The sequence below is a fragment of the Phyllobacterium myrsinacearum genome (genome assembly GCF_002980555.1).
Taxonomy (GTDB): Bacteria; Pseudomonadota; Alphaproteobacteria; order Rhizobiales; family Rhizobiaceae; genus Phyllobacterium; species Phyllobacterium myrsinacearum.
In genome coordinates this window covers 218,362-243,328 of record NZ_PVBT01000008.1, presented here as the reverse complement: position 1 = coordinate 243,328, position 24,967 = coordinate 218,362, and the positions used below count along the sequence as shown (strand labels likewise).

At 60.7% G+C, this 24,967-nt stretch carries 22 protein-coding genes and 1 tRNA gene; 15 read left to right on the top strand and 8 right to left on the bottom strand.

Annotated features, from left to right (window positions below; all coding sequences use genetic code 11):
• Window positions 1–9: 9 nt before the first annotated feature.
• The 6 genes from C5750_RS23145 (at window position 10) to C5750_RS26690 (ending at window position 6,248) form a co-directional block, all read left to right on the top strand.
• On the top strand, window positions 10–576 hold the full coding sequence (locus C5750_RS23145) for a GNAT family N-acetyltransferase (protein WP_158531296.1): 567 nt from the start codon (window positions 10–12) through the stop codon (window positions 574–576).
• 183 nt (window positions 577–759) lie between these two features.
• Window positions 760–1,125 (top strand): hypothetical protein, encoded by a 366-nt coding sequence (locus C5750_RS26755; RefSeq protein ID WP_199538015.1) that lies wholly within the window; start codon window positions 760–762, stop codon window positions 1,123–1,125.
• Between the two features lie 304 nt (window positions 1,126–1,429).
• Window positions 1,430–2,872, top strand: coding sequence for a methylmalonyl-CoA mutase subunit beta (locus C5750_RS23135; protein ID WP_105737192.1), 1,443 nt, complete (start codon window positions 1,430–1,432; stop codon window positions 2,870–2,872).
• Entirely contained in the window at window positions 2,869–5,001 is a 2,133-nt protein-coding gene (gene scpA, locus C5750_RS23130) for a methylmalonyl-CoA mutase (protein WP_105737190.1), read from the top strand. The genes C5750_RS23135 and scpA overlap by 4 nt, the downstream gene beginning before the upstream one ends.
• 1 nt (window position 5,002) lies before the next feature.
• Entirely contained in the window at window positions 5,003–5,995 is a 993-nt protein-coding gene (gene corA / locus C5750_RS23125) for a magnesium/cobalt transporter CorA (RefSeq protein WP_105737188.1), read from the top strand.
• Between the two features lie 79 nt (window positions 5,996–6,074).
• A complete protein-coding gene (locus C5750_RS26690; RefSeq protein ID WP_158531297.1) occupies window positions 6,075–6,248 on the top strand; it encodes an AbrB/MazE/SpoVT family DNA-binding domain-containing protein in 174 nt (57 codons plus the stop codon).
• A gap of 95 nt (window positions 6,249–6,343) precedes the next feature.
• Here C5750_RS26690 and C5750_RS23120 read toward each other — a convergent pair whose 3' ends face one another.
• Window positions 6,344–6,829, bottom strand: coding sequence for a GreA/GreB family elongation factor (locus tag C5750_RS23120; RefSeq protein WP_105737186.1), 486 nt, complete (start codon window positions 6,827–6,829; stop codon window positions 6,344–6,346).
• Between the two features lie 106 nt (window positions 6,830–6,935).
• Between C5750_RS23120 and C5750_RS23115 the strand changes: the two genes are divergently transcribed.
• Window positions 6,936–8,264: a TIGR03808 family TAT-translocated repetitive protein gene (locus C5750_RS23115; RefSeq protein ID WP_245421217.1), complete on the top strand. Its 1,329-nt coding sequence runs from the start codon at window positions 6,936–6,938 to the stop codon at window positions 8,262–8,264.
• On the opposite strand, the gene C5750_RS23110 is transcribed toward C5750_RS23115, so the two are convergent.
• From C5750_RS23110 to C5750_RS23100, 3 genes are all read right to left on the bottom strand, one after another.
• The gene (locus C5750_RS23110) at window positions 8,257–9,276 is read right to left on the bottom strand and encodes an asparaginase (RefSeq protein WP_105737184.1); all 1,020 of its coding nucleotides are present in this window, start codon (window positions 9,274–9,276) and stop codon (window positions 8,257–8,259) included. The two genes, C5750_RS23115 and C5750_RS23110, sit on opposite strands and share 8 nt — an antisense overlap.
• Before the next feature lie 103 nt (window positions 9,277–9,379).
• On the bottom strand, window positions 9,380–10,090 hold the full coding sequence (locus C5750_RS23105) for a class I SAM-dependent methyltransferase (protein ID WP_105737182.1): 711 nt from the start codon (window positions 10,088–10,090) through the stop codon (window positions 9,380–9,382).
• 113 nt (window positions 10,091–10,203) lie between these two features.
• Entirely contained in the window at window positions 10,204–11,370 is a 1,167-nt protein-coding gene (locus C5750_RS23100; protein WP_105737180.1) for an acetyl-CoA acetyltransferase, read from the bottom strand.
• 275 nt (window positions 11,371–11,645) lie between these two features.
• Between C5750_RS23100 and betI the strand changes: the two genes are divergently transcribed.
• From betI to betB, 4 genes are all read left to right on the top strand, one after another.
• A complete protein-coding gene (betI, locus tag C5750_RS23095; protein WP_105737178.1) occupies window positions 11,646–12,239 on the top strand; it encodes a transcriptional regulator BetI in 594 nt (197 codons plus the stop codon).
• Entirely contained in the window at window positions 12,236–13,759 is a 1,524-nt protein-coding gene (gene betC / locus C5750_RS23090; protein WP_105737176.1) for a choline-sulfatase, read from the top strand. The genes betI and betC overlap by 4 nt, the downstream gene beginning before the upstream one ends.
• Before the next feature lie 11 nt (window positions 13,760–13,770).
• Window positions 13,771–15,420, top strand: coding sequence for a choline dehydrogenase (gene betA / locus C5750_RS23085; protein WP_105737174.1), 1,650 nt, complete (start codon window positions 13,771–13,773; stop codon window positions 15,418–15,420).
• A gap of 209 nt (window positions 15,421–15,629) precedes the next feature.
• A complete protein-coding gene (betB, locus tag C5750_RS23075) occupies window positions 15,630–17,093 on the top strand; it encodes a betaine-aldehyde dehydrogenase (RefSeq protein ID WP_105737173.1) in 1,464 nt (487 codons plus the stop codon).
• A 39-nt stretch (window positions 17,094–17,132) separates the two neighbouring features.
• Here betB and C5750_RS23070 read toward each other — a convergent pair whose 3' ends face one another.
• Window positions 17,133–18,326 (bottom strand): serine hydrolase domain-containing protein, encoded by a 1,194-nt coding sequence (locus C5750_RS23070; protein ID WP_105737171.1) that lies wholly within the window; start codon window positions 18,324–18,326, stop codon window positions 17,133–17,135.
• Window positions 18,327–18,410: 84 nt separating this feature from the next.
• Between C5750_RS23070 and C5750_RS23065 the strand changes: the two genes are divergently transcribed.
• Entirely contained in the window at window positions 18,411–19,052 is a 642-nt protein-coding gene (locus C5750_RS23065) for a TetR/AcrR family transcriptional regulator (protein WP_105737170.1), read from the top strand.
• Here C5750_RS23065 and C5750_RS23060 read toward each other — a convergent pair.
• Window positions 19,049–21,283 carry an AGE family epimerase/isomerase gene (locus C5750_RS23060; protein WP_425350510.1) on the bottom strand — a complete coding sequence of 745 codons (2,235 nt, stop codon included), beginning with the start codon at window positions 21,281–21,283 and terminating at the stop codon, window positions 19,049–19,051. The genes C5750_RS23065 and C5750_RS23060 overlap by 4 nt on opposite strands.
• Before the next feature lie 256 nt (window positions 21,284–21,539).
• Here C5750_RS23060 and C5750_RS23055 point away from each other — a divergent pair.
• A tRNA-Pro gene (locus tag C5750_RS23055) sits at window positions 21,540–21,616 on the top strand.
• Between the two features lie 56 nt (window positions 21,617–21,672).
• On the opposite strand, the gene C5750_RS23050 is transcribed toward C5750_RS23055, so the two are convergent.
• Window positions 21,673–21,951: a hypothetical protein gene (locus C5750_RS23050; protein ID WP_425350509.1), complete on the bottom strand. Its 279-nt coding sequence runs from the start codon at window positions 21,949–21,951 to the stop codon at window positions 21,673–21,675.
• Window positions 21,952–22,132: 181 nt separating this feature from the next.
• Between C5750_RS23050 and C5750_RS23045 the strand changes: the two genes are divergently transcribed.
• Window positions 22,133–22,777: an FMN-binding negative transcriptional regulator gene (locus C5750_RS23045; protein WP_105737163.1), complete on the top strand. Its 645-nt coding sequence runs from the start codon at window positions 22,133–22,135 to the stop codon at window positions 22,775–22,777.
• A 14-nt stretch (window positions 22,778–22,791) separates the two neighbouring features.
• Entirely contained in the window at window positions 22,792–23,697 is a 906-nt protein-coding gene (locus C5750_RS23040) for a phosphotransferase family protein (RefSeq protein WP_105737161.1), read from the top strand.
• A gap of 10 nt (window positions 23,698–23,707) precedes the next feature.
• Here C5750_RS23040 and C5750_RS23035 read toward each other — a convergent pair whose 3' ends face one another.
• Window positions 23,708–24,811, bottom strand: coding sequence for a GGDEF domain-containing protein (locus C5750_RS23035; RefSeq protein WP_105737159.1), 1,104 nt, complete (start codon window positions 24,809–24,811; stop codon window positions 23,708–23,710).
• Window positions 24,812–24,967 lie beyond the last annotated feature (156 nt).

Below are 24,967 nucleotides of genomic sequence, written 5' to 3'. Positions count from 1 at the left end.
TTGCCGCGCATGATCACAGACCGCGCCGTACCCGCTATCGAAGATATCGTCACGCCCCGCCTCACCCTTCGGCTCATGCCCGCCGAAGCGGTTACCGCCTGTCTGGCCGGTGATCTCGCCGAGGCCAGCCGCATCACCGGAACAGCGATACCGCACGAACTGCTGGAAGACCCCGGCGCCCTCGAATATGGCCAGATGCGCCTCAACGAAGACCCGGACTATCTGCCATGGTCGGTGCGTGCGATCATATTGACCGGGGAACGGCGCATGATCGGCCATATCCGGTTTCACACCCGGCCAGACCCCGATTATCTGCAGTCCTATGCGCGCCATGCGGTCGAGTTCGGCTATCTCATCTTCAACGATGACAGAGGACAAGGCTACGCATCCGAAGCGGCAGAGGCCGTGATGGACTGGGCGCGCGATGTCCACGGCGTCCAATTTTTTGCCGCATCCGTATCGCCTGAAAACCCGCCGTCGCTTCGGATCGTGCAGCGCCTGGGCTTTGCCAAGGTCGGCGAGGAAATGGATGAGATCGACGGGATCGAGTACGTTTTTCTGCGCGCGGCGCGCTGATTTCATAAAGCGCCCGCACGCCAACTTTCTGCAACGAACACAATAGATTACCAGCACAGCCGAATTGTGACTGTCCTTCGGGTGTTGTCATACAAAATGTACTGGAACGGAAGAAGAATTTAAGGAACCATTCAGCACTGAACTTGTTTGAGCAAACAAGAATGATGTTCGGGAGTACATCCGATGTCTATCAAGTCTCTTTTCGTCGCCGCCATGATCGGGTTTTCAGGCCTGGCACTGTCGGGGTGCGTGGAAGGCACCTATTATCGAGGATATAGCGGCTATGGCGGTTACTACGGCGGCTATGGCGGCTACTATGATTCGATCTATTTTGGCGGTCCGCGCTATGGACGTGGCTATTATAGCCGGGATTACTACGGGCGAGGATACGGCCGTCGCTATTATGGCGGACGCCGCTGGGACTACTACCGCGGCAATCGTCACGGCTGGAACGGGCGTTCCGGAATGACCCGGTCAGACGGCCGCAGGGTCTTTATTCCCCGCTACCGGACCAGCAACGATGGCGGGCCCGGCCGGTCGCATCAGTAACCGGATCAAGGCTGCTGCCGGCCTTATCGATCCCGAGGAAATCAGGGACTCACCGGCCCGTCACTTCGATGGGCCGATACGTGGACCTGTCTCGACGAGCCGAAGCGGGATTTCCGGGCCCAATATCTCAGGGCCACATGTTTTGTTTTATTGCGAAGCAGCATAACACCCCCTAAAGTTGGCAGGAAATATCGGGCCTGACGCACATTGCGTTTTTGCGCACCGAAAACCAACAGTGACGCCGGTTTCCAGTCGAAATGATCTCATTTCGCGGAAAGCCGGTTTGATTCGACCGGGAGTGAGCATGGACGCGTCTATCCTAAAGGACACGGCGTTTGCCGCGGCAAACCGCGAGGACTGGGTCAAACTGGCCCAGAAAGCCCTGAAGGGTGCGGATTTCCATGAGGCCCTCGTCTCACGGACGGACGACAATATCGCCATCGAGCCGCTGTATGAACGCCGCAAAAATGCCCGGCTGACCCCGCGCCGCAATCCGGCGCAGCCATGGCATATCGTCCAGCGCATCGACGATCCGGACCCGGTACGCGCCAACAGGCAGCTTCTGGAAGATCTGGAAAACGGTGCGACCGGTATTTCGCTGGTGTTCGAAGGGGCGCCCAATGCGTTTGGCTACGGTTTGCCGTCAACGCGCGAGGCGGTCGATCAGGTGTTGCGCGGCGTGCATCTGGAGATGATCCACCTGCGCATGGACGTGCATCCGCGCAGCCGCGCCTGCGCCGACTGGTTCGTCGACTACATGCGTCCGCGCAACATCAATCCGAAGACATTGAGTTTCTCGCTGGGGATCGATCCCGCGGCAACGCTGGCCGGAACCGGCCGCCTGCGCATGACGCTGGCGGCGCTCAAGGCATCCCTGCCCCAGTCATTGGCCGGGTTCTTCTCCACCGATCTGCCGGGGATCGTGCTGGAGGCCGATGGCCGCGTCTATCACAATGCCGGTGCAACGGAGGCGCAGGAACTGGGCGCCATGCTATCCATCGCATCGGGGCATTTCCGCCTGTTCGAGGAAGCGCGCCAGCCGATTGTCTACGCCGCTCCGCATATCGGTTTTTCCATCGCTGTCGATCAGGATCAGTTCCTGTCCATTGCCAAGCTGCGGGCGCTGCGCCGTCTGTGGGCACGTCTGCAGGAGGCCTGCGGCATCCCGCCTTCGGCCGCAACCATCCATGCGGAAACCTCCATGCGGATGATGACCAGGAAGGATTGCGAGACCAATACGCTGCGCACGACCATCGCCGCTTTCGCGGCGGCAGTGGGCGGTGCCGACAGCCTCGCCATCCTGCCGCACACCATCACCCACGGCCTGCCCGATCCGTTTGCGCGGCGGCTTGCCCGCAACACCCAGCTCGTGCTGGCCGATGAGAGCAATCTTGCCTTCGTCGCCGATCCGGGAGCCGGTTCGGGCGCGATCGAAGCCCTGACCGACGCGCTGTGCGAGGCCGCATGGAAGGAATTCCAGGTGCTGGAAAAGGAAGGCGGCATCCTGCAGAGCCTGGTCGAAGACCGCTTCCAACAGCGCATCATCGCGGCGCGCGAGGCGCGCAGTGAAGAATACCGCTCCGGCAAGCGGGCGATCATCGGAACGACACTTTTCCCTGCCAGGGACGAGCGGCCGGTGACCGTGCTTGATGCCCCCCACATGCCGCTGCCGACGGATGGCGTGGTTCACTGCGAGCCGCTGACCTTCCCGCGCATCGATGAAACATTGCAGGCTTCCGCAGAATGAGAGTTCCCGATTTTACCCAGATCGACTGGCAAGAACCCAAATCGTCGGCCCGCAAACCGGATGCGGCGGTGTGGAAAACGCCGGAGGGCATCCGCGTCAAGCGCGCCTATGGCGATGCGGCGCTGAAGGGTCTTGCCCATCTCAACACGTTTCCAGGCTCCGCGCCGTTCATCCGCGGGCCCTACCCCACCATGTATGTCCAGCAGCCCTGGACCATCCGGCAATATGCGGGGTTTTCGACCGCTGAAGAATCCAATGCCTTTTACCGGCGCAATCTGGCGGCCGGTCAAAAGGGCCTTTCCGTCGCCTTCGATCTTGCCACGCACCGCGGCTATGACAGCGATCATCCGCGCGTGGCAGGCGATGTCGGGATGGCGGGCGTTGCCATCGATTCCATTCTCGACATGCAGCAATTGTTCGACGGTATTCCACTCGGCGAGATGACCGTGTCGATGACCATGAACGGCGCGGTCCTGCCAATTCTGGCGCTTTATATCGTTGCCGCCGAAGAACAGGGTGTCGACCAGCAACGGCTCGCCGGAACCATTCAGAACGACATTCTGAAAGAGTTCATGGTGCGCAACACCTATATCTATCCGCCGCAGCCTTCGATGCGCATCATTTCGGACATATTTTCCTACACATCGAAGAACATGCCGAAATTCAACTCGATCTCGATTTCCGGCTACCACATGCAGGAAGCCGGTGCGACCGCCGATCTCGAGCTTGCCTACACCATTGCTGACGGCATCGAGTATGCCCGGGCCGGTGTCGCCGCCGGGCTCGACATCGATACATTCGCGCCGCGCCTGTCGTTCTTCTGGGCCATCGGCATGAATTTCTTCATGGAAGTGGCCAAGATGCGCGCCGCGCGCCTGCTCTGGGCGGTGCTTTTGAAGAAGAACTTCAATCCGAAGGACGAACGCTCGCTCTCTCTGCGCACCCATTCGCAGACATCAGGCTGGTCGCTCACCGCGCAGGACCCCTACAACAACATCATGCGCACCATGATCGAGGCCATGGCGTCGACCCAGGGCCACACCCAGTCGCTGCACACCAACTCCTTCGACGAGGCACTGGCCCTGCCGACCGACCATTCGGCCCGCATCGCCCGCAACACCCAGCTGATCCTGCAAAAGGAATCCGGCACCACGCGCATCATCGACCCCTGGGGCGGTTCGGCCTATGTGGAACGCCTGACCCATGATCTCGCCACCCGCGCGCTCGCCCATATCGAGGAAATCGAAACGCTCGGCGGCATGGCAAAAGCCATCGAGCAGGGCATTCCCAAGCTGCGCATCGAGGCGGCAGCGGCGCGAACCCAGGCGCGTATCGACAGCGGCCAGCAGCCGGTGATCGGGGTCAATTCATACCGGCCGGCCGAGGACGTCGAAATCGATGTGCTGAAAATCGACAATGCCGAAGTGCGCGCCCGCCAGCTGTCGAAACTGCAGCAGCTCAAGGGCACGCGCGATGTGACCGCCGTGGACAGCGCGCTCGCTGCCCTGACCAGCGCGGCGAAATCCGGTACCGGCAACCTGCTCGACTTTGCCATCAAGGCCGCACGGGCGCGGGCAACGGTTGGCGAAATATCGCTGGCGCTGGAAAAGGCCTATGGCCGCCATGTCGCCGATATCCGCACCATTTCCGGCGTCTACCGCAAGGAGGTCGGCAAGAGCGCAGTGATCGACCGGGTACAGGCCAAGGCTGCCGCCTATGAAAAGCGGACGGGCGAAAAGCCGCGCATCCTCGTTGCCAAGATGGGCCAGGACGGCCACGACCGCGGCCAGAAGGTGATTGCAACCGCGTTCGGCGATCTCGGCTTCGACGTGATCGTCGGTGCCATGTTCCAGACACCCGATGAAGTGGCGGAGCTTGCCATTGAGAGCAATGTCGACATTGTCGGCGTGTCCTCGCTGGCCGCCGGGCATCTCACCCTTGTTCCCGAGCTGAAAGAGGCGCTGAAGCGGCGCGAGCACGACGACATCCTGATCATCGTCGGCGGTGTTATCCCGCCCCAGGATTTCGATGCCGTGCTCAAGGCCGGTGCGACGGCCATCTTTCCGCCCGGTACTGTCATCGGCGAAGCGGCGGAAAAGCTGATTGATACCTTGCTGGATTTATTGTGACATGATCGTTGTTTATACGCTTGAAGCAGACCATCTGGCCGCACGCCCGGCCAAGGCCGGCGATGCCCTGCCTGACAATACGGTCTGGATCGACCTGCTCAATCCCACCCATGACGAGGATATCCAGACCGAAACCTGGACCAAGACCGCCATCCCTACCCGCGAGGATATGGTGGAGATCGAGGAGTCCAGCCGCTTCTATACGGAAAATGGCGGACAATACCTGACGGCGCCGATCCTCTATTTCACCCAGGACAAGCATCACGCCATCAGCCCGATCTCGTTCATCCTGACGGGTTCGTTCCTGGTGACGGTGCGCTATGCCGAGCCGCGGGCCTTCAGCCTTTTTGTCAGCCGGGCCTCGAAGCCCGGCAACGGGCTGATCAATGAAAAATGCAGCGGCGTGACCATTCTGCTCGGGATCATCGAAGCCGTGACGGATCGCATTGCCGACATTCTCGAAGGCGTCGCTTCGGATATCGATCAGAATTCCCACACGATCTTCCGCCGTTCCGACAATGACAAGCCGATGACGACAAAGAATTTCCGCGACAGTCTCACGCGGATTGGCGGCCAGGGTGCCTTTCTGTCCAAGGTGCGTGAAAGCATTGCCGGGGTGAGCCGTCTGCTCGTGTATATGGCCGCGATCACCGAGCAGAACAGCTACAAGAAAGAGACGAAGGCGTGGATCAAGTCGCTCGAGCGCGACACCCAGTCGCTGAGCACCTATGTCGATTTCCTTTCCAACAAGATCACCTTCCTGCTCGACACGGTGGTTGGCCTCATTTCCATCGAACAGAACGCCATCATCAAGATTTTCTCGGTGGCGGCCGTCGCTTTCATGCCGCCGACGCTGGTGGCCTCGATCTACGGCATGAATTTTGAGTTCATGCCGGAACTCAAGACGATGTGGGGCTATCCCATGGCCATCGGCATGATGATCGCCTCGGCGGTCATCCCGCTGCTGATCTTCCGCAAGAAGGGCTGGCTGTAAGACGAAGTGATGAGATCAGCAATCTTGATTCACTTGACTGCAGGTGTTGTAATTCATTCGCAACACTGGGGCGCAGATCATGTATGTGGTCACCTTGATCGAGATCGGAGGCGAAGTCGGTTTCATTATTCCAGATGAAATTCTTGATCGTTACAATCTTAAAATCGGTGACGAACTTGAGGTTTTAGAAACGGATAAGGGATTGATCCTAATACCGTCTGCTATTGCGGCTGGGGCAGATGGAAATGGCTGATGATGCATCCGCAAAGCTGAGCCTGGCTTTGCCAGCCCAATTGAGGCAACCGGCCAAAAAGCCGTTGTAAGCGAATGGTTTAAGGCTTTTTCTGGTTATTCCGATTCAACCTGCGGCAGTCCGATCGCAATGATTTCCCATTCGCGGCCGTTGAGTTCGAAAATATCGCCGAGCGATTTGCCGAACATCAATTGCGCCATGGGCGAGACATGCGAAATCTTGCCGTGGCTGGCATCGGCCTCATCTTCACCGACAATGGCCCAGCTGTGGCGGGTATCATGCTCGTCGGCAATGGTCACCGTCATGCCGAAGCGCACCACGGAGCTGGCGGGGTCGGGATGGGAAACCTCCGCCGTCTCGCGCCGCGACGTCCAGTAGCGCAGATCGCGCGATGCCCGCGCGATCAGATCGCGATCGGCTTCGGCATTGCCCTTGGCCAGTTCCTCGTGCAGGGCAGCGATCTCCGCGTCGATCATGGCAAGACCGTTTTCGGTCACCAGATTCCGGTGCGGACTGACGGGGCGCTCGCCCAGATCAATCGATGAATTGCTGTCGTCTTCCTTGGTGAAAGCTCTGCTCATCGGGTGAAGGTATGCCTTGCCTGAGCAAGCTGCAAGTGCCATCAATCGATTGGCCAGAAGACGCACAATCCTGGCCTGTCCAAACGCTGAACCTGAGGTAAAGCCCGTGATCGACAGACGTCTTGTTCTCGGTGGCATGGCCGGTCTTGGTGCCGGGGCACTCCTGCCCGCCCGGACTTTTGCGGCGACCTCCGCAGGATTAAATCCGGGATCGCCTGATGATCAGGGCAAGGCGCTCACTGCCCTCCTGCAGAAGGCGAGCCAGACCGGCGACCAGATTTTCCTGCAACCTGGAACCTATATTGTTACCGGCGTGGATTTGCCCGCACGGACCAATCTCGCCGGCATTCCCGGCACAACCCGCCTCGTTTATGGGGGCGGCGGTTCCTTTCTCAAGGCCAGCAGCGGCGCGCAGATCCGCCTCAGCGGACTTGTCATCGATGGCGCGAACCAGCCGCTTGCCGGCGGTGCCAAGGCGCTGGTCGATGCTGCCAATGTCACCCGGATCGTCATCGAGGATTGCGATGTCGCGGCATCGGCCAAAAACGCCATCGCGCTTTCTCAGTGCGGCGGCAGTATCCGCAACAACCGCATCAGCGGCGCACGCGATGCGGGTATTTTCGCGTCGCAATCCACCGGCCTCGACATCACTGCCAACCATGTCGGCGCGTGCGGCAATGGCGGCATCCTGATCTTTCGCGATGCGCAGGGACCGGACGGGACCATCGTCAGCGGCAACCGCGTCGAGAATATCCGCGCCGATGGCGGCGGCACCGGCCAAAACGGCAATGGCATCAATGTGTTCCGTGCCGGCAACGTGCTTGTTTCCAACAATGTGCTGAAGAACTGCGCCTTCTCCGCCGTCCGCGCCAATGCCGGAAACAACGTCCAGATCATCGGCAACAATTGCACCGGCAGCGGCGAGATGGCGCTTTATTCCGAGTTCGCCTTCGAAGGCGCGGTGATTGCCAACAACATCGTCGATGGCGCAGCCAGCGGCATTTCCATGGTCAATTTCGACGGCGGCGGGCGCATGGGCACCTGCAGCGGCAATGTGGTGCGCAACCTCACGGCCATCGGGCCCTATCCCGCCGATGCGCCGGGTTTCGGCATCGGCATCAGCGTCGAAGCGGATATTGCCGTGACGGGCAACGTCATCGAGAACGCGGCCCTCTATGGCATCAAGCTGGGCTGGGGCCCCTACATGCGCAACCTCACGGCGACGGGCAATGTGATCCGGCAGGCGGGCACCGGCATTTATGTCAGTGTCGTTGATGGCGTTGGCTCCGCCATCGTCACCGACAATATCATTGAAAAAGCCGTCCGGGGCGGCATTCTCGGCCACCGCTGGATGGATGCGGTGACCAAGGATCTCGCCCGACAGAATGCCAGCGGCTATGACAGGCTGATCGTCGAGCGCAACATTCTCAGTTGATATTGGCTTCCGTCAGAATATCGGCCGGACTGACAACGCCATAGGTGATGCCGTTCCAGTTGCGCATTTCGCGGTCGGCAAAGCGGTCGAGCTTCGATTCCAGTTCCGCGTCATTGCGGAAAATCCGGGCAAGGACTGCCGCAACCATCGCTTCGGAGGCGCGTGTCGCACCATCGTCGCATTTGATTGCGATGCCGAGGCCGAATTCTGGCAGAGCCGCAACGAAAACACCTTCCGCGCCGGTCTTGACGAAGATGCGTCCTGGCGCCATTTCCATCAGCCGCGTGCAGGCACGGTTGGTGCCTGCAACATAATATGGGGCTGCCATGGTGGCATCGAGCAGACGCTTTGCAGCCTTGGCCCGCACCGGCGGCAGGCCGGTGCCCGTCACCATGCGGGCAAAGCCATGGGCAAGGCTTTTCAGCGGAATGGCATAGGTCGGGATGGAGCAGCCATCGGTGCCGCAGCGATCCAGTGCATGAACCGCACCGGTTACGCTCTCCATGGCTTCGCATACCATGGTCTGCGTCGGCGATCCCAGGGTCGAATAGCCTGCAGTCTCGATGCCGAGATGCACGCAGGTGCAGAGAAATCCGGAATGCTTGCCGGAGCAGTTGTTGTGCAGCGCCGTCGGCTCCTGCATGCTGCGGGCCTGCGCGATCAGCACGGACTGATCGGATGACCAATGCGCGCCGCATTCCAGCGCGGAGAGGTCGAGACCGGCACGGCCGAGCATGTCGGCGGCCTTGCTCACATGCAGCGGTTCGCCCGAATGCGACGCGCAGGCCATGGCCAGTTCCTCATTACCGAAGCCATAGGCATCGGCGGCGCCGCTTTCCACCAGCGGCAGCGCCTGGATTGCCTTGATTGCCGAACGGGGAAAGGTCGGCCGTTCGATATCGCCAACCGAATAGACAATCCTGCCGTCGCCATCTGTGACAACAACCGCGCCGCGATGGCGGCTCTCCACTGTTTCGCCGCGAAAAACTTCAACCAGAACCGGATTGCTCATAACGCCCTACATTGCTCGGGAAATCGACCGGCACCCGCCGGAATTGATGGTCTTATAGGATGCCCCGCTTGCCTTTCCAATGGCGAAAACCGGAGATTTGCGCTCAGCCGCCCTTCTGCCATTCCATGACAAGGAAATAGGGCACCCGGCGGTAGCGATCAGCCTTGTCAGGATCGCCGCCATACGGTGCCGGTTCGGCAAAATGGCGCAGGGTGAGACCGTGGCCAAGGAGTAGCGACATGTAGGTGCTCAGCGGCCGATGCCAGTTCTGGATGCGGATACCGCGCCACTCCACCCAGTCCACACGCTCCTCAAGATAATGATCAACATAGAAGCGCGGATCGCCATTGATATCGGGCTGCCAGCCTGCCGGCTGTCCCGCCGTGTTGAAGCTGTTGAGATTGGCAATCAGCAGGGTTCCACCCGGCGCAAGTACCCTGACCATTTCAGCGATGGCCTTGCGCAGATAGGGAATATCGATGAGCGAGAGGTAGCTTACAACCAGATCGAAGGAAGCATCGGGAAACTCCAATGCCTCCGCATAACCGAAACGATAGTCTCCTTCGGGATCACGGGCCTGCGCCTGCGCCAGCAATTCCTCGGTCGGGTCAATACCGACCGGCTTGATTCCAAGGTCCTTGAGGATGCGGCAGAAGCGGCCCTCGCCGCAGCCGACATCGAGTGCGTTTTTAAAACCGCGGCCGCTGACGCGCTCCAGCATCGGTTTGTCGAGAACATAAACGCGGCCGTAATCACCGTCTTCCGCCTGTTCGGCAATCCAGGCGGATGCCGATTCCTTCCATCCGTTCGACATGTCTTTTTCCCCCGCCGGAAAAGATGATTCAATTCATGGATTTGCCGGATGCTTTTGACACGGCGAATCCGGAACTTGAAGTCCCGGATTCGGAAAAACCGCTATCGGGCGATTTACTTGATGCGTTCGAGGATCGACACGTAGTTGGCCACGGCAGCGCCGCCCATGTTGAAAATGCCGGCAAGCTTGGCATCCGGCACCTGAATGCCGCCGGCTTCGCCCGTCAACTGCATGGACGAGAGCACATGCATGGAGACGCCGCTGGCGCCGATCGGATGGCCCTTGGCCTTGAGACCACCGGATGGATTGACCGGCAGGCGCCCGCCCATGGCCGTCTGGCCTTCCAGCGCAACCTTGGCACCCTCGCCCGGCTTGGCCAGCCCCATGGCCTCATATTCGATGAGTTCGGCGATGGTGAAGCAATCGTGGGTTTCGACAAAGGACAGATCGTCGATGGTGACGCCAGCCTGATCGAGGGCGCGCTTCCAGCCTTCGGCGCAACCTTCGAACAACAGGATGTCGCGCTTGGAGATCGGCAGGAAATCCTGCACATGGGCAGCGCCACGGAAGGCCACGGCGCGCCTCATCTTGAGCGCGGTCTGCGTGTCGGTGAGAACCAGCGCCGCCGCGCCGTCCGATACCAGCGAGCAGTCCGTCCGCTTCAACGGACCGGCAACGAAGGGGTTCTTCTCGCTTTCATGCCGGCAGAACTCATAGCCCAGATCCTTGCGCATCTGCGCGTAAGGGTTGTTCACGCCGTTCTTGTGGTTCTTGGCGGCAATTGTCGCCAGCGCATCGGACTGGTCGCCATATTTCTGAAAATAGGCAGCCGCGATCTGGCCGAACACTCCGGCAAAACCGGCGGGGATATCGCCCTCTTCCGGCAGGTAAGAAGCTTTGAGAAGGTTCTTGCCGATCTCGGGTCCCGGCGTCGATGTCATCTTCTCGACACCCACCACCAATACAACACGGGCAGCACCGGCGCGAATGGTCTTGATGCCCTGATGCACGGCGGCCGAACCGGTGGCGCAGGCATTTTCCACGCGCGTGGCGGGCTTGAAGCGGAAGGCATCGCTGGCCTGCAGGACGAGGCTGGCGGTGAAATCCTGCGGCGAGAATCCGGCATTGAAGTGGCCAAGGACAATCTCGTCCACGTCCTGCGGGCCGATGCCTGCATGATCGAGCGCAGCGACGGCCGCCTTGACGATCAGGCTTTCAACGCTCTCGCCTTCCAGTTTTCCGAAAGGCAGATGCGACCATCCAACGATACAGGCTGTCATGTCATTCCTCCAAAATGTCATTCTTGTTGACGTAACCATGAACCCGCATCGTTTCAAGGTAAAGGGCTTTGTTGCAGTGCAATACCGGGGCCTGCGGTTTGGCAATTATCGTGCGGCTGGGAGCATCGTGGAGAGTCGTTTATTGCTTGCCGGTGGTTGCATCCCGCACCCCCGCGTGGTTCGCACTCCCATCAAATACCGCTCCAAAATGTCGTGATTTTTATTGATTGACCAGTCAATCAAGAATAATAATTGCTCCGAACGAGGTTTTCAGCATGCCCAAAGTCGGAATGGAACCACTGCGCAAGCGGGAGTTGATCGATGCGGCGATCCGCACCATCGGCCAGCGCGGCTCGCTTGATGTGACCGTCGCGGAGATCGCCCATGAAGCGGGTGTTTCGCCCGCGCTGGCGCATCATTATTTCGGCGGCAAGGAACAGCTGATGCTCGCCACCATGCGCCATCTCCTGAAAGAACTCGGGCAGGACCTCCTCGCCGCGCTGGCGACAGCACAGACACCGGCGCAACGCGTTGCCGCCATCATCGCCGTCAACTTCTCCGCCTCGCAGTTCGCGCCGCAGACCGTGGCGGCGTGGCTGACCTTTTACGTGCATGCGCAGCAATCGGTCGAGACCCGCCGCCTCCTGCGTGTCTATGCCCGGCGCATGCAGTCCAACCTCGCCTTTGCCCTCAGCAGCATGACCGACCGGGCCACCGCACTGCAGGTTGCCGAGGGCACGGGGGCGATGATCGACGGGCTCTATATCCGCCATGCGCTGCGCAATGGCGCGCCTGAGGCAGCTTCGGCAATCGCGCTCGTGGAAGATTACGTGACGACGAAACTAGCCGCCGCCGGAGCATCCCAATGACAAGACCGAACATTCTCATCCTGATGGTCGACCAGCTGAACGGAACCCTGTTTCCGGACGGCCCGGCTGACTTCATCCATGCCCCGCATCTGCGCGCTCTGGCGCAGCGTTCGGCCCGCTTTGCCAATAGCTATACCGCTTCGCCGCTCTGCGCCCCGGCCCGCGCCTCCTTCATGTCCGGCCAGCTGCCGTCACGCACCCGCGTCTATGACAATGCCGCCGAATTCGCCTCCGATATTCCGACCTATGCGCATCACCTGCGCCGCGCCGGTTACTACACCGGCCTTTCCGGCAAGATGCATTTTGTCGGTCCCGACCAGTTGCACGGCTTCGAGGAACGCCTGACCACCGACATCTATCCCGCCGATTTCGGCTGGACGCCGGATTACCGCAAGCCGGGCGAGCGCATCGACTGGTGGTATCACAATCTCGGCTCCGTCACCGGGGCTGGCGTCGCCGAAACCAGCAACCAGATGGAATATGACGACGAGGTGGCGTTTCACGCCACGCAAAAGCTCTACCAGCTGTCGCGCACGTCAGACGATGCGGCGAGCCGCCCGTGGTGCCTCACCGTCTCCTTCACCCATCCGCACGACCCCTACGTGGCGCGGCGCAAATACTGGGATCTCTACGAGAATTCCCCTGCACTCGAGCCTGCCGTTCCTGCCATCCCGTTCAACGCGCAGGACCCGCATGCGCAGCGCCTGATGCAGGCCTGCGACTACACGCAATTCGATATTACCCCGGAAAACATCCGCCGGGCACGCCAGGGCTATCTCGCCAATATTTCCTATGTCGATGACAAGATCGGCGAAATTCTGGACGTTCTGCAGGCTACGCGGATGCTCGACGACACCATCATCGTCTTCACGTCAGACCATGGCGATATGTTGGGCGAGCGCGGCCTGTGGTTCAAGATGAACTTTTTCGAGGGGTCGGCCCGCGTGCCGCTGATGATTGCCGGTCGCGGCATCCAGCCGCAATTGGTCACCCAGCCGGTATCGACGCTCGATATCAACCCGACCCTTGCAGCACTTGCCGGTATCAACATTGCCGCCGTCAAACCATGGACCGACGGCGAGGATCTGACCGGCGTCATCGCGGGCGGCAAGCGGCAGGGCCCGGTGCTGATGGAATATGCGGCTGAGGGCTCCAATGCCCCGCTCGTCTGCATGCGCGAGGGCCGGTACAAGTTCGTGCATTGCGAGATCGATCCGCCGCAACTGTTTGATCTTGAATCGGATCCGCACGAGCTGACCAATCTTGCCGGTGATCCCGCCCATGCCGCGCTGCTGGCCCGGTTCACGGCTGCCGCCAGGGCGCGCTGGGACATGACGGCCTATGACGCCGCCGTGCGCGAGAGCCAGGCCCGGCGCTGGGTTGTCTACGAAGCCCTGCGCAACGGCTCCTACTACCCCTGGGATTACCAGCCGCTGCAAAGGGCCTCGGAGCGCTACATGCGCAATCACATGGATCTGAATGTTCTGGAAGACAAGGCGCGCTTTCCGCGCGGCGAATAATGGGGCCAGCTATGGAAGCAGATTTCGTCATCATCGGTTCGGGTTCGGCCGGTTCCGCCATGGCCTACCGCCTGTCGGAGGATGGCAAGCATTCGGTCATCGTCATCGAATTCGGCGGCACGGATATGGGGCCGTTCATCCAGATGCCCGCCGCCCTCTCCTTCCCGATGAACATGAGCACCTATGATTGGGGCTTTTCGTCCGAGCCGGAACCGCATTTGGGCGGGCGCACGCTGGTCACGCCGCGCGGCAAGGTGATCGGCGGCTCCTCCTCCATCAACGGCATGGTCTATGTGCGCGGCCACGCCCATGATTTCGACCATTGGGCGGAAAGCGGCGCGGCTGGCTGGTCCTATGCGGATGTGCTGCCCTATTTCAAGCGCATGGAACATTCCCATGGCGGCGAGGCCGGATGGCGCGGCACCAACGGTCCGCTGCACGTGCAGCGCGGGCGGCGCGACAATCCGCTGTTCCACGCCTTCGTGGAGGCCGGAAAGCAGGCCGGTTTCGAAGTCACCGAAGATTATAACGGCGCCAAGCAGGAGGGCTTCGGCGCCATGGAACAGACCATCCACAATGGCCGCCGCTGGTCCACCGCCAATGCCTATCTGCGCCCGGCGCTGAAGCGGCGGAATGTGAGTCTCGTCAATGGCTTCGCGCGGCGTGTGGTCATCGAGAATCAAAGGGCGACGGGGGTGGAAATCACCCGGCGCGGCAAGACGGAAATCGTGCGCGCGCGGCGTGAGGTAATCGTGGCGGCGTCGTCGATCAATTCGCCAAAGCTTTTGATGCTGTCGGGCATCGGCCCGGCACAGCACCTGAAGGAACATGGCATCGCCGTGGTGGCCGACCGCGCCGGTGTCGGCCAGAACCTGCAGGACCACATGGAAGTCTACATCCAGCAGGAGAGCCTGAAACCGATCACGCTCAATTCGAAACTCGGACTGTTTTCCAAGGCAAGGATCGGCGCGCAGTGGCTGTTCTTCAAGACGGGCGACGGCGCCACCAACCATTTTGAATCCGCCGCCTTCGTGCGCTCAAAACCCGGTGTCGACTATCCCGACATCCAGTACCATTTCCTGCCCGCGGCCATCCGTTATGACGGCAAGGCGGCGGCAAAGGGCCACGGCTTTCAGGCGCATGTGGGTCCGATGCGCTCGAAGTCGCGCGGCAGCGTCACCCTGCGCTCGTCCGATCCGCTGGAAAAGCCGAAGATCGTCTTCAACTACATGTCACACCCCGATGACTGGACGGACTTCCGCCATGCGGTGCGGCTGACCCGCGAGATTTTCGGCCAGGCGGCACTTGCTCCCTATCGCGGCCGCGAGATTTCGCCGGGCGCACACGTTCAATCCGATGAGGCCATCGACGACTTCCTGCGCGAGCACGCGGAAAGCGCATTCCATCCCTGCGGCACCTGCAAGATGGGCGCGGCAAGCGATCGGATGGCCGTGGTCGATCCGCAATGCCGGGTGATCGGTGTCGATGGCCTGCGTGTCGCCGATTCCTCGATTTTTCCGCGCGTCACCAACGGCAACCTGAATGGTCCATCGATCATGACCGGCGAAAAGGCATCGGACCATATTCTTGGCCGCGATCCCCTGCCGCGCTCCAATCAGGAACCGTGGATCAATCCGCGCTGGGAAGTGAGCGACCGGTGAGTGATTATGTATTCACCCCCCTCTGGCTTGCCAGCCATCTCCCCCACAAGGGGGGAGATCACATCGACATCGACGGTTTCGCTTACCTTGCAACCTTGAAGATTGGTAGAAATATCGATGAAGGCTGATCTCCCCCCTTGTGGGGGAGATGTCCGACAGGACAGAGGGGGGTGAGTAATATAAGAATGAACAAACTTCAGGAGAACACCATGCGCGCGCAGCCGAAGGCATCGCATTTCATCAATGGCCGCTTCGTCGAGGACAAGGCCGGCAAGCCGCTCGATGTGATCTATCCGGCGACCGGCGAAATCATCGCAAAACTGTTTGGCGCAACGCCGGCCCTGATCGAACAGGCCGTGCAGGCTGCGGCGGCCGCTCAGCCCGCCTGGGCAGCGCTCAAGCCGGTGGAACGCGGCCGCATCCTGCGCCGCGCGGCGGACCTTCTGCGCGTCCGCAATGCCGAGATCGCCGAACTGGAAACGCTTGATACCGGCAAGGCCATTCAGGAAACACTGGTTGCCGATCCGGCTTCGGCCGCCGATGCCCTGGAATTCTACGGCGGCATCATCGCCGGTTTCAATGGCGAGATGATCGAGCTTGGCGGCTCCTACGCCTATACGCGACGCGAGGCACTCGGCGTATGCGTCGGCATCGGCGCATGGAACTATCCGATTCAGGGCGCAGGCTGGAAATCGGCCCCGGCGCTCGCCGCGGGCAATGCCATGATCTTCAAGCCGTCGGAAAACACCCCGCTATCGGCGCTCGCCCTGGCGGAAATCTACAAGGAGGCGGGCCTGCCGGACGGTCTTTTCAACGTTGTGCAGGGATTTGGCGATGTCGGCTCGCAGCTCGTCGACCACCCTCTTGTCGCCAAGGTCTCGCTGACCGGCTCGGTGCCCACGGGCAAGAAAGTGCTGGCACAGGCCGGTTCGCACATGAAGCATGCCACGATGGAGCTCGGCGGCAAGTCGCCGCTGATCATTTTCGACGATGCGGACGTGGAGAACGCCGTTGGCGGCGCGCTGCTCGGCAATTTCTATTCCACCGGACAGGTCTGCTCGAACGGCACCCGCGTCTTCGTCCAGAAGGGCATCAAGGACAGGTTCCTCGACCGGCTGGTGACGCGCACCAAGGCAATTCGCCTCGGCGATCCGCTCGATCCGGACATCCATCTGGGACCGCTGATCAATGCGGCGCAGCGCGACAAGGTTGTTGCCTATATCGAAAAGGGCAAGGCCGAGGGGGCGACGCTTGCCTTTGGCGGCGGCGTGCCGAAGATGCAGGGTTTTGAAGGCGGCTGCTATGTCGAGCCAACGATCTTTACCGGTGTCACCGATGGCATGACCATCGCGCAGGAGGAAATTTTTGGGCCCGTCATGGCCGTGCTCGATTTCAAGGACGAGGACGAGGTTGTCGCCCGCGCCAACGATACGGAGTTCGGACTATCCGCCGGTGTCTTTACCAGGGACTTGTCCCGCGCCCACCGCGTCATCAGCCAGCTCAAGGCGGGCACGTGCTGGATCAACACCTACAACCTCGCCCCGGTTGAAATGCCGTTTGGCGGCTTCAAGCAGTCCGGCGTCGGCCGTGAAAACGGTCTGGCTGCGCTTTATCACTACAGCCAGATCAAGTCGGTCTATGTGGAAACCGGCAAGGTCGAAAGCCCCTATTGAGGCGTGGAGGCGGGACATTGATCTGTCCCGCCATGTCCATCATTTGCCGTAGATGGCGTCACGCACGCCATCGGGAAATGCCCCCATCATGCCGGCATGGGCCGTATTGGTCAGCGCAACGACGGTAAGCTTGCGCTCAGGATCGACAAACCACGACTGGCCATAGACACCGCCCCATTGCCAGGTGCCTGCCGATTGCGGCGAGCCCGCCGCCGCAGGATCTTTCAAAACGGAAAACCCGAGACTGAAACCCCAGCCCGGCGGCGTGGCCGTCACGACGATATCGCCAATCTGGTTGTCAGACAGCAGCTTGACGCTGGCGGCCTTCAGCAGGGGCGAGCCGCCCTTGCGCAGGGTTTCGAGGAAGCTCATATATTCATCGGCGGTCCCGGCCATGCCCGCACCACCGGACGCGTAGGAAGCGGGATCGAAGATGCGGTCCGGCACAAAGCTGACGCCGCCATCGAAAAACGGCACGACATGCGGTCCGTCCATTCGCACCGGCGGCTGGGCATCGCCATAGGCTACCGCCAGTCTTGCCCGGTCACTCACGCGGAATGCCGTATCCTTGAGACCCAGCTTTCCGGTGACGTTTTCGCTCACCAGCTCGGGTAGCGTCTTGCCCGTGGCCTTGGCAAGCACGGCGCCCAACACGTCGATGCCAACCGAATATTCCCAGCCGGTGCCGGGTTCAAACGACAAGGGCACCGTTGCGATCCGGCGCAGATTTTCTTCGATAGAGAGCCCCGGCTGGTCAAGACCATCGGATATGTTGGCCTTGCGATAGGGGCCGTCGGCGGGCTGAAGGAAGCCATAGCTCAGGCCAGACGTGTGATCCATCAGCTGCCGGATGGTGATGACAGGTTCGCGGCCGCCAGCCAGTTTTGGCCGGAAATCCGGCAGATATTGCGTGACGGGATCATCGAGCTTCAGCTTTCCCTCTTCCACCAGCCGCAGGGCTGTAACCGCGACAATCGGCTTGGTCATCGATGCAAAGCGGAAGATGGCATTCTCCCTGATCGGCACCCCGGCCTCGCGATCGGCAAATCCGGCAGCACGCCGATAGACGATCCTGCCATCCTCGGCGACCAGGATGACGGTGCCCACGATGGTCTGATCAGTGATGGCGCGATCAATCACGGCGTCGAGCCGGTCCTTGAAACCGGCCTGTACAGCCAGTGCCGGAGCGGTCAAGGCAAGTGTTGTCAGGGCTGTTGCAACTGGTATGTTCATCGGCCTGTTCCTTTTTAATAGTGGTCGCTATATAATAGAACTAGCACAAGCCTGCTTCGCGTCAACAATTTATTAGTGGTCACTATGAAAATAAACGAGCCATCTGACAGCACCGTTGAAGAACCCGGCCGCAAGCGCGGCCGTCCGCGCAGCTTTGACCGGGAAGCGGCGCGGGAGAAAGCGCTGCAGCTTTTCTGGGAGCACGGCTACGAGGGCACGTCGATCAATGACCTGACGGCGGCGATGGGCATTACCCCGCCCAGTCTCTACACGGCCTTCGGGTCGAAGGAAGCGCTCTATGCCGAAGTCCTCGACCTCTACCGGAGCAGTTTCGGCGCCTATTTCCCCGCAGCACTGACGGAGGAAAAGACGGTTTATGGCGGGATCAGACGTCTGTTGCGCGGCGCGGCGGAAACGTTTACCGCAGGCCCGGGCGGTTGCATGATCTCGACGGCGGTCCTCTCCTGCGCATCGGAAGTGAAAGGGGTCGCCGCTAGTCTGGCTGCCATGCGCAGCGGCAGTCTGGATATGATCGAGAACTATATCCGCAAGGGCATCGGCACGGGCGAACTGCCGGAGACCACCAATACGCGCCAGCTGGCCCGATTTTATGGCACCATCATTCAAGGCATGTCCGTGCAGGCGCGCGACGGCGCGACCGTCGAAGAACTGATAGGCATTGCCGAAACCGCCATGCGGGCCTGGCCCGTGCAAGCTCCGGATTAAGCCTTGCCGATGTAATCCACATATTGCGTCAGGGCGCAGACGAGATGATAGAAGATCGATGCCGGCACCTCTTCGGCCCGCGCCCTACCCTTTTCATCGATCAGGTCGATCCACAGGCCCTTCGGCGCCTGTTCGATATGCCAGCGGAACAGGCGGCCCACCCGCGCCTCGACCTCCGGCTTAAGGTCCGGCCCGCCATTGCCGTCAAGCGCGATGGCGGCTTTCACAGCCTCGGTCTGCGGCCAGCTGCGTGAATTGGTGTCAAGCGGCAGGCCGTGCCGGGATACAGCGCCATAGGCGAGTTCCGTGGTCCGGTTCAGCCCGTTGGCAATAGCCGAGGCATAGAGCTTGCGCGCGTGGCGGATGATGTCTTTCTGGCCCGACGCCTTGGCAAAGTTGGACAGGAGGTAGGCCCATTCGAAATGATGCCCCGGCTCGGTCCATTCGCCCTTTTCGCCCGGAGCGCGCTCCCAGTCATCGGTAAAATATTCGCCGAGCGTCCATGTCTCCGCATCGAAAAGGTGATGCCGGAACAGATCGACGATCCGCGCGGCGCGCTGCAGATAATCGCGGTTCCCCGTCACATCGTACCAGGCAAGGAATGATTCCAGCAGGTGCATATGCGGGTTGGAGCGGCGCAGACCGGTATCCCCCGGCATTTCCAGGAAACCACGCAGCTTGGAATCGGCGAGGTACTCGTCGATGAAGGCAAAGGTTTCCGTGGCAAGACCCAGCGCCTGCGGATGGCCGGCCCGATGGGCATGCGCCAGCGCCAGAAGCACGAAGGACTGGTCATAGGCATCCTCCGCCCCGTCAAGCACCGTGCCGTCTGGGTTGAAGGTCTTGACCCAGCCGCCGCGTTTCGTGCGGCCATTGGCCGTGATGAAGCGGATGCCGTGGTCAATCAGATCATGGGCCGGGCCGTCCCAGCCCATTTCGTGCGCCACGGCAAAGGCATAGATCTGCCGCGCCGTGGTGCGCATCCGCTTGGTCTTGACGATGGGGGTGGCGTCAAAGGTCAGCGCCTCATGAAAACCGCCATAACGCCGGTCAACGCCGACCGTCGACCACAGCGGCAGCGTCTCCTCGAACAGCCAGTGGCGCACACGCTTTTCATAAGCGCCGACCTGCGGCAGCCGGTCCTGCGCCGGGGTGAACTTGGTTTCGAGCCGCCCGGTCTTTTCCAGCTGTTCGACGATCTTGCGCACATTCTGGCTTTCGGTGACGGGCGCGACGAATGTCGCATCGGAGGTCGACACCACGGCCAGATCGCGCAATCCGATGGCGGAAAGCAGGCGGCCATTGCTGCGCAGGTAGCTGTTCTCGCAATCGATGGCCACGACGTCGCCGACAATCACATTGCCGCTGCCATCGCTGGAACTGACTTCGAGCAGGGACTGCCACGATCCGAGATCGTTCCAGCGGAAACGCGCCGGGACCAGCGCAATGTCCTTTGCATGTTCCATGATGGCATAGTCAACGGAAATGGACGGCACCTCGGCGTAGAGATCATGCGGCAGGTAGGTGCCTGAGACATTGCTTGTCGCCGCGTCGAGCGCCGTGACGGCCCCGTCCCAGATCTTTGGTGCATGGGCCCGGAACGCGTCGCGCATGGCGCTGGCGCGGAACAGAAAAATACCGGAATTCCAGAGGAAATTTTTTGATTCGAGATACTGGATCGCGGTTGCCTCATTCGGCTTTTCCACGAAACGGATGACATCGCGCGTGTCGGCGTTCTGCGGCCCGACCTCGATATAGCCGTAGCCCGTCTCCGGCCGGTCCGGCTGGATGCCGAAGACAACGATCCGGCCGGCCATGGCCGCATCGGTTCCCGCTTCCACGGTATTCCAGAAATCGCGGTCCGTGGTGATTTCGTGGTCGGAGGGAACGACAAGCACCAGATCATCGCCATGTTCGCGCAGCGTGATCTCGGTTGCCAGCACGACGGCGGCGGCGGTGTTGCGGCCCATGGGTTCGAGAATCGCCCGTCCGCCCGCCAGATCGACGCCGGAAAGATCCTGGCTGATGCGGTCGGCATGCCGTTCGGAAGCGAGCAGATAGACCGGAACGGCCACATCGCCGCCGCGAGCACTCATGCGCTTGACGGTACGCAGCAGCATAGAACCTTGACCGGAAAGATTATGAAACTGCTTGGGAAAGTCTTCGCGCGACAAAGGCCAGAGCCTTGAACCAACACCGCCACTCATTACAAAGCTGATAATACGCTTCATTCCCGATGTCATTGCATGCAACCCCATTGTTTCAGTCGATATCTCGTCCGATATACAATTAGCTCTCTTCCGGCAGACTTTGCGATACATCGCATCATCCGTATTTTATCGATACAAGACTTTCAGCAGCGATCACAAGGCCGGTTCACCCATTTCCAGAACATGGTTTATGTTTGCATGGGTATAATTGAAGAAGTGCTTATGAAACACTTGCAGGCATAAAAACTCGGCGGTATATACCCCGCATCGCTGGTCACGGAGTGTAGCGCAGCCTGGTAGCGCACGTCGTTCGGGACGACGGGGTCGGAGGTTCGAATCCTCTCACTCCGACCAGTGTTTTCAAGAGCTTCCCAAGCCAATGCCCGGTCTGCAGACATGCCGGGGGCATGTCAGTGCAGCGTATCGCCGCCATCGGGATCGATCAGGCCGGCCAGCCCCTCTTCCTCGACCGCACGCAGAAATTCGTCATATGCAGCCTGGTCCGTCTCGAACGGGTCATCCCAGACAATGGAATCCTTGTCTTCGGTCACCACCTCCAGCGTCCATTCGCTCTGCTCGGCAAGCCGGTAAATCTCGACACTGACGGTGATTCCATCGCGCGTGAACTCCTTCGACAAACGCGACACAACCAGTTCGGGTTCTTCGTCCATCATGAGCCCTCGGGACATTTCTTGTTTCTCGCTTCATCATCTTACGACGCGCCGTGAAATAGCAAGCGGGAAAATCCAGATTCCTGCTTGCCGGCGGGCACGGGCTTGCATGCGCCTTGCGCCGCCGCGCCGATGCACTATTATTCCCCGCAAACGCCGTGCACGGCATGAAGCCGTAACCGATAGACCGGAGCAATCCATGTACAGACCACCCGCGTTTCGTGAAGACCGCCTTGACGTGATGCATGAATTGATCCGCAAACACCCGCTGGCCATGCTGGTGACCGGCGGCGAACACGGGTTGATGGCAAATCTCATCCCCTTCGAACTTGACGCGGATGCGGGGCCGAACGGAACCCTTCGCGCGCATCTGGCCAAGGCCAACGAACAGGTGGCGGCATTGCAGGCGGGTGCCGAGGCGCTGGTCATTTTCCAGGGCCCCAACACCTATATCACGCCGTCCTGGTATGCGGCCAAGCGCGAGCACGGCAAGGTTGTACCAACCTGGAACTATGTGGTTGTCCAGGTCTGGGGCACACCGCAGATACAGGACGATCCCGAATGGCTGCGCCGCCAGATCGGCAGCCTCACCCGCACGCAGGAAGGCGGCCGCGCCCAGCCATGGGCCGTGGAAGATGCGCCCGAGCCATTCATTGCCGGGCAGGTGAAAGGCATTATCGGCGTTGAAATCCCGATCACACGCATCGAAGGCAAATGGAAAGTCAGCCAGAACCGGGCTGAGGCCGACAGGACCGGTGTTGCCGAGGGCCTGCAGGGGGAAGGCCCCGAAGCGCAGGCCATGGCGCGGATCGTGCACGAACGCGGAAAAGCCGGCGGCGCCTGACCGCCTTCCCCGTCATGCAAAAACCTGACATTTCACTGGCCGCCGCCGCAGGCAAGCTCCGGCAATTGACGGGCGAGACAGTCCGGCTCGTCCCGATCACGGAAGGCGAGGATTCGCGTGCCTTCCGCTATGATCTGGGCAATGAGCGCTTTGTCCTGCGCATCAACCGGTCCGCTGACGGATTTGCCAAGGACGCCTATGCGAGCCGGCATTTTTCTGCGCCCGCGCTGCCCATTCCGGCCATTGTCGCTCATGGCGTTCTTGATGACGGCAACGGGTTTTGTGTCTCGAACATGGCCGAAGGCGTCACCCTGCAGGATTTGCCGCCGCAGGATCTGCCGCCGGTTCTTGCTCCGGTTGCCGATGTCCTGCAGGCCATCGCCCTGTCCGGCGTCGGACCGGCACGCGGCTATGGCCCGTTCGATGCGGGGGGAAACGGGCGCAATGCCAGCTGGGCGGAATTCCTGTCCGCCGTGTCGGGCTATGACTGGAGCTTTGTTGCCAGCCTGACCGGCGATGACCGGGCCGCGGATATGGCCGGACGCTGCGCCGAACTGGCCCGGCACTGCCCCGATGTGCGGGCACTCGTGCATGCGGACTTCGGTTCGAACAATGTATTGACCGATGGCCGTCATATCACCGGTGTGATCGACTGGTCGGAAGCCATGTATGGCGACCCGCTCTACGATATCGCCAATATCCTGTTCTGGCGGCCATGGCTGGACTGCATGGAGCAGCAGGCACGCTATTTCGAGGCTCACCGGCCGGATCTCGTCCAGGACAAAACCGTCCTCGCCTGTTATCAGCTGCGCATCGGACTGCAGCAAGTCCATGAGAGCGCCATCGACGGGGCGCAGGGCGACATGCACTGGGCGCTGCAACGCTGCGCTGCCATCACCAATGCTTTGGGGCAGCGTTAGGGGCCAGCCCCTAGGCGGCCATGGCCGCCAGTTCGATGCGGTTGCGGCCGAGGCGCTTGGCCCGGTAGAGCGCCACATCCGCCTCTTCAATCAGTTCCGTCATCGACTGGTGCTGCGCCGTGAAGGTGGCGACACCGGCGCTGACGGTGACATGGGCCTGCGTGCGCCCGAGGTCGAAAAAGGTCTCGTTGACGCGCCGCCGGATTGCTTCGGCCATCGCCATGGCTTCAACGGCAGTGGCTGATGGCATCAGGATCGCAATCTCCTCCCCGCCATAGCGGGCGACCAGATCGGATTTGCGCACCAGCGAACGAATGATGGTGGAGATTTCCACGAGCACCAGATCGCCATTGGAATGGCCCCAATGATCGTTGATGCTTTTGAATGAATCGATGTCGATCATGACGAGCGAAAACACGTCGCCGCCGGTCGATGCCGCCTTGCGGAAGGTGCGCCGCGCCACCCGGTCAAACAGGCGGCGGTTGGCAAGGTTGGTCAACGGGTCCGTATGGGCGTCCACCTCCAGCGTCTTCACCCGGTCGACACGCAGACGCTCCCGGTGCAGGAACATCGAGATGAGAAAAATCCCGGCAACGCTCAAGGTCAGCATCGGCAGCGCTATGCGCTGGAAGATCGGCAGCGCCTGCTCGAATGGCAGGATGAAGACGCTCAGCGTATAGAGCGGAACCGTCAGGCCGAGTATGAGGAAATGTTTCCAGGAATAGGTCTGGGGCCGGTAGACCAGCGTGAAGATCAGGCTGATCAGGCCGATGATGACAATGCCCACGACACCGGCATGCACGCCGACTCCGCCGATCAGGACGCGGGACAGGATCGTTAGAGCCGTCGACACCAGCACAGCCGCCACGCCGCCGAACGGCGCGCTGAGCGCCAGCAGGATGGAACGCGCATCGACAATGATGCCCTCATCGACGATGACGGGGTCGAGCATGGAAATGATGGCTGCACCGCCGAACAGAAACCCAACCATCAGGCCGCGTGTCCAGGGCAGGTTGAAAGCACGGATGATGGAGCCATAGGCCATGCTGACCAGGGCAACCAACCCAAGACGATGGACGAGATCGGCAAAGACAGGGAAATATTCAGCGTACAATTCTCAACCTCAATTCCACTTCCTGCGACACTAGCGTTTGCGGGCTAATTTCGTACGAAGGACATCCCTAAAAATTGAACTATTGGGCGAAGCGACGCGAATCTTCTACCATAGGTTGTATTGACTGACGACCTTTTAAACAAATTTTACCAATCG

Bases quoted from the DNA above. Each gene is read 5' to 3' on its own strand.
- C5750_RS23145 (WP_158531296.1), top strand. From the start codon at position 10: ATGATCACAGACCGCGCCGTACCCGCTATCGAAGATATCGTCACGCCC.
- C5750_RS26755 (WP_199538015.1), top strand. From the start codon at position 760: ATGTCTATCAAGTCTCTTTTCGTCGCCGCCATGATCGGGTTTTCAGGC.
- C5750_RS23135 (WP_105737192.1), top strand. From the start codon at position 1,430: ATGGACGCGTCTATCCTAAAGGACACGGCGTTTGCCGCGGCAAACCGC.
- scpA (WP_105737190.1), top strand. From the start codon at position 2,869: ATGAGAGTTCCCGATTTTACCCAGATCGACTGGCAAGAACCCAAATCG.
- corA (WP_105737188.1), top strand. From the start codon at position 5,003: ATGATCGTTGTTTATACGCTTGAAGCAGACCATCTGGCCGCACGCCCG.
- C5750_RS26690 (WP_158531297.1), top strand. From the start codon at position 6,075: ATGTATGTGGTCACCTTGATCGAGATCGGAGGCGAAGTCGGTTTCATT.
- C5750_RS23120 (WP_105737186.1), bottom strand. From the start codon at position 6,829: ATGAGCAGAGCTTTCACCAAGGAAGACGACAGCAATTCATCGATTGAT.
- C5750_RS23110 (WP_105737184.1), bottom strand. From the start codon at position 9,276: ATGAGCAATCCGGTTCTGGTTGAAGTTTTTCGCGGCGAAACAGTGGAG.
- C5750_RS23105 (WP_105737182.1), bottom strand. From the start codon at position 10,090: ATGTCGAACGGATGGAAGGAATCGGCATCCGCCTGGATTGCCGAACAG.
- C5750_RS23100 (WP_105737180.1), bottom strand. From the start codon at position 11,370: ATGACAGCCTGTATCGTTGGATGGTCGCATCTGCCTTTCGGAAAACTG.
- betI (WP_105737178.1), top strand. From the start codon at position 11,646: ATGCCCAAAGTCGGAATGGAACCACTGCGCAAGCGGGAGTTGATCGAT.
- betC (WP_105737176.1), top strand. From the start codon at position 12,236: ATGACAAGACCGAACATTCTCATCCTGATGGTCGACCAGCTGAACGGA.
- betA (WP_105737174.1), top strand. From the start codon at position 13,771: ATGGAAGCAGATTTCGTCATCATCGGTTCGGGTTCGGCCGGTTCCGCC.
- betB (WP_105737173.1), top strand. From the start codon at position 15,630: ATGCGCGCGCAGCCGAAGGCATCGCATTTCATCAATGGCCGCTTCGTC.
- C5750_RS23070 (WP_105737171.1), bottom strand. From the start codon at position 18,326: ATGAACATACCAGTTGCAACAGCCCTGACAACACTTGCCTTGACCGCT.
- C5750_RS23065 (WP_105737170.1), top strand. From the start codon at position 18,411: ATGAAAATAAACGAGCCATCTGACAGCACCGTTGAAGAACCCGGCCGC.
- C5750_RS23060 (WP_425350510.1), bottom strand. From the start codon at position 21,283: ATGAAGCGTATTATCAGCTTTGTAATGAGTGGCGGTGTTGGTTCAAGG.
- C5750_RS23050 (WP_425350509.1), bottom strand. From the start codon at position 21,951: ATGTCCCGAGGGCTCATGATGGACGAAGAACCCGAACTGGTTGTGTCG.
- C5750_RS23045 (WP_105737163.1), top strand. From the start codon at position 22,133: ATGTACAGACCACCCGCGTTTCGTGAAGACCGCCTTGACGTGATGCAT.
- C5750_RS23040 (WP_105737161.1), top strand. From the start codon at position 22,792: ATGCAAAAACCTGACATTTCACTGGCCGCCGCCGCAGGCAAGCTCCGG.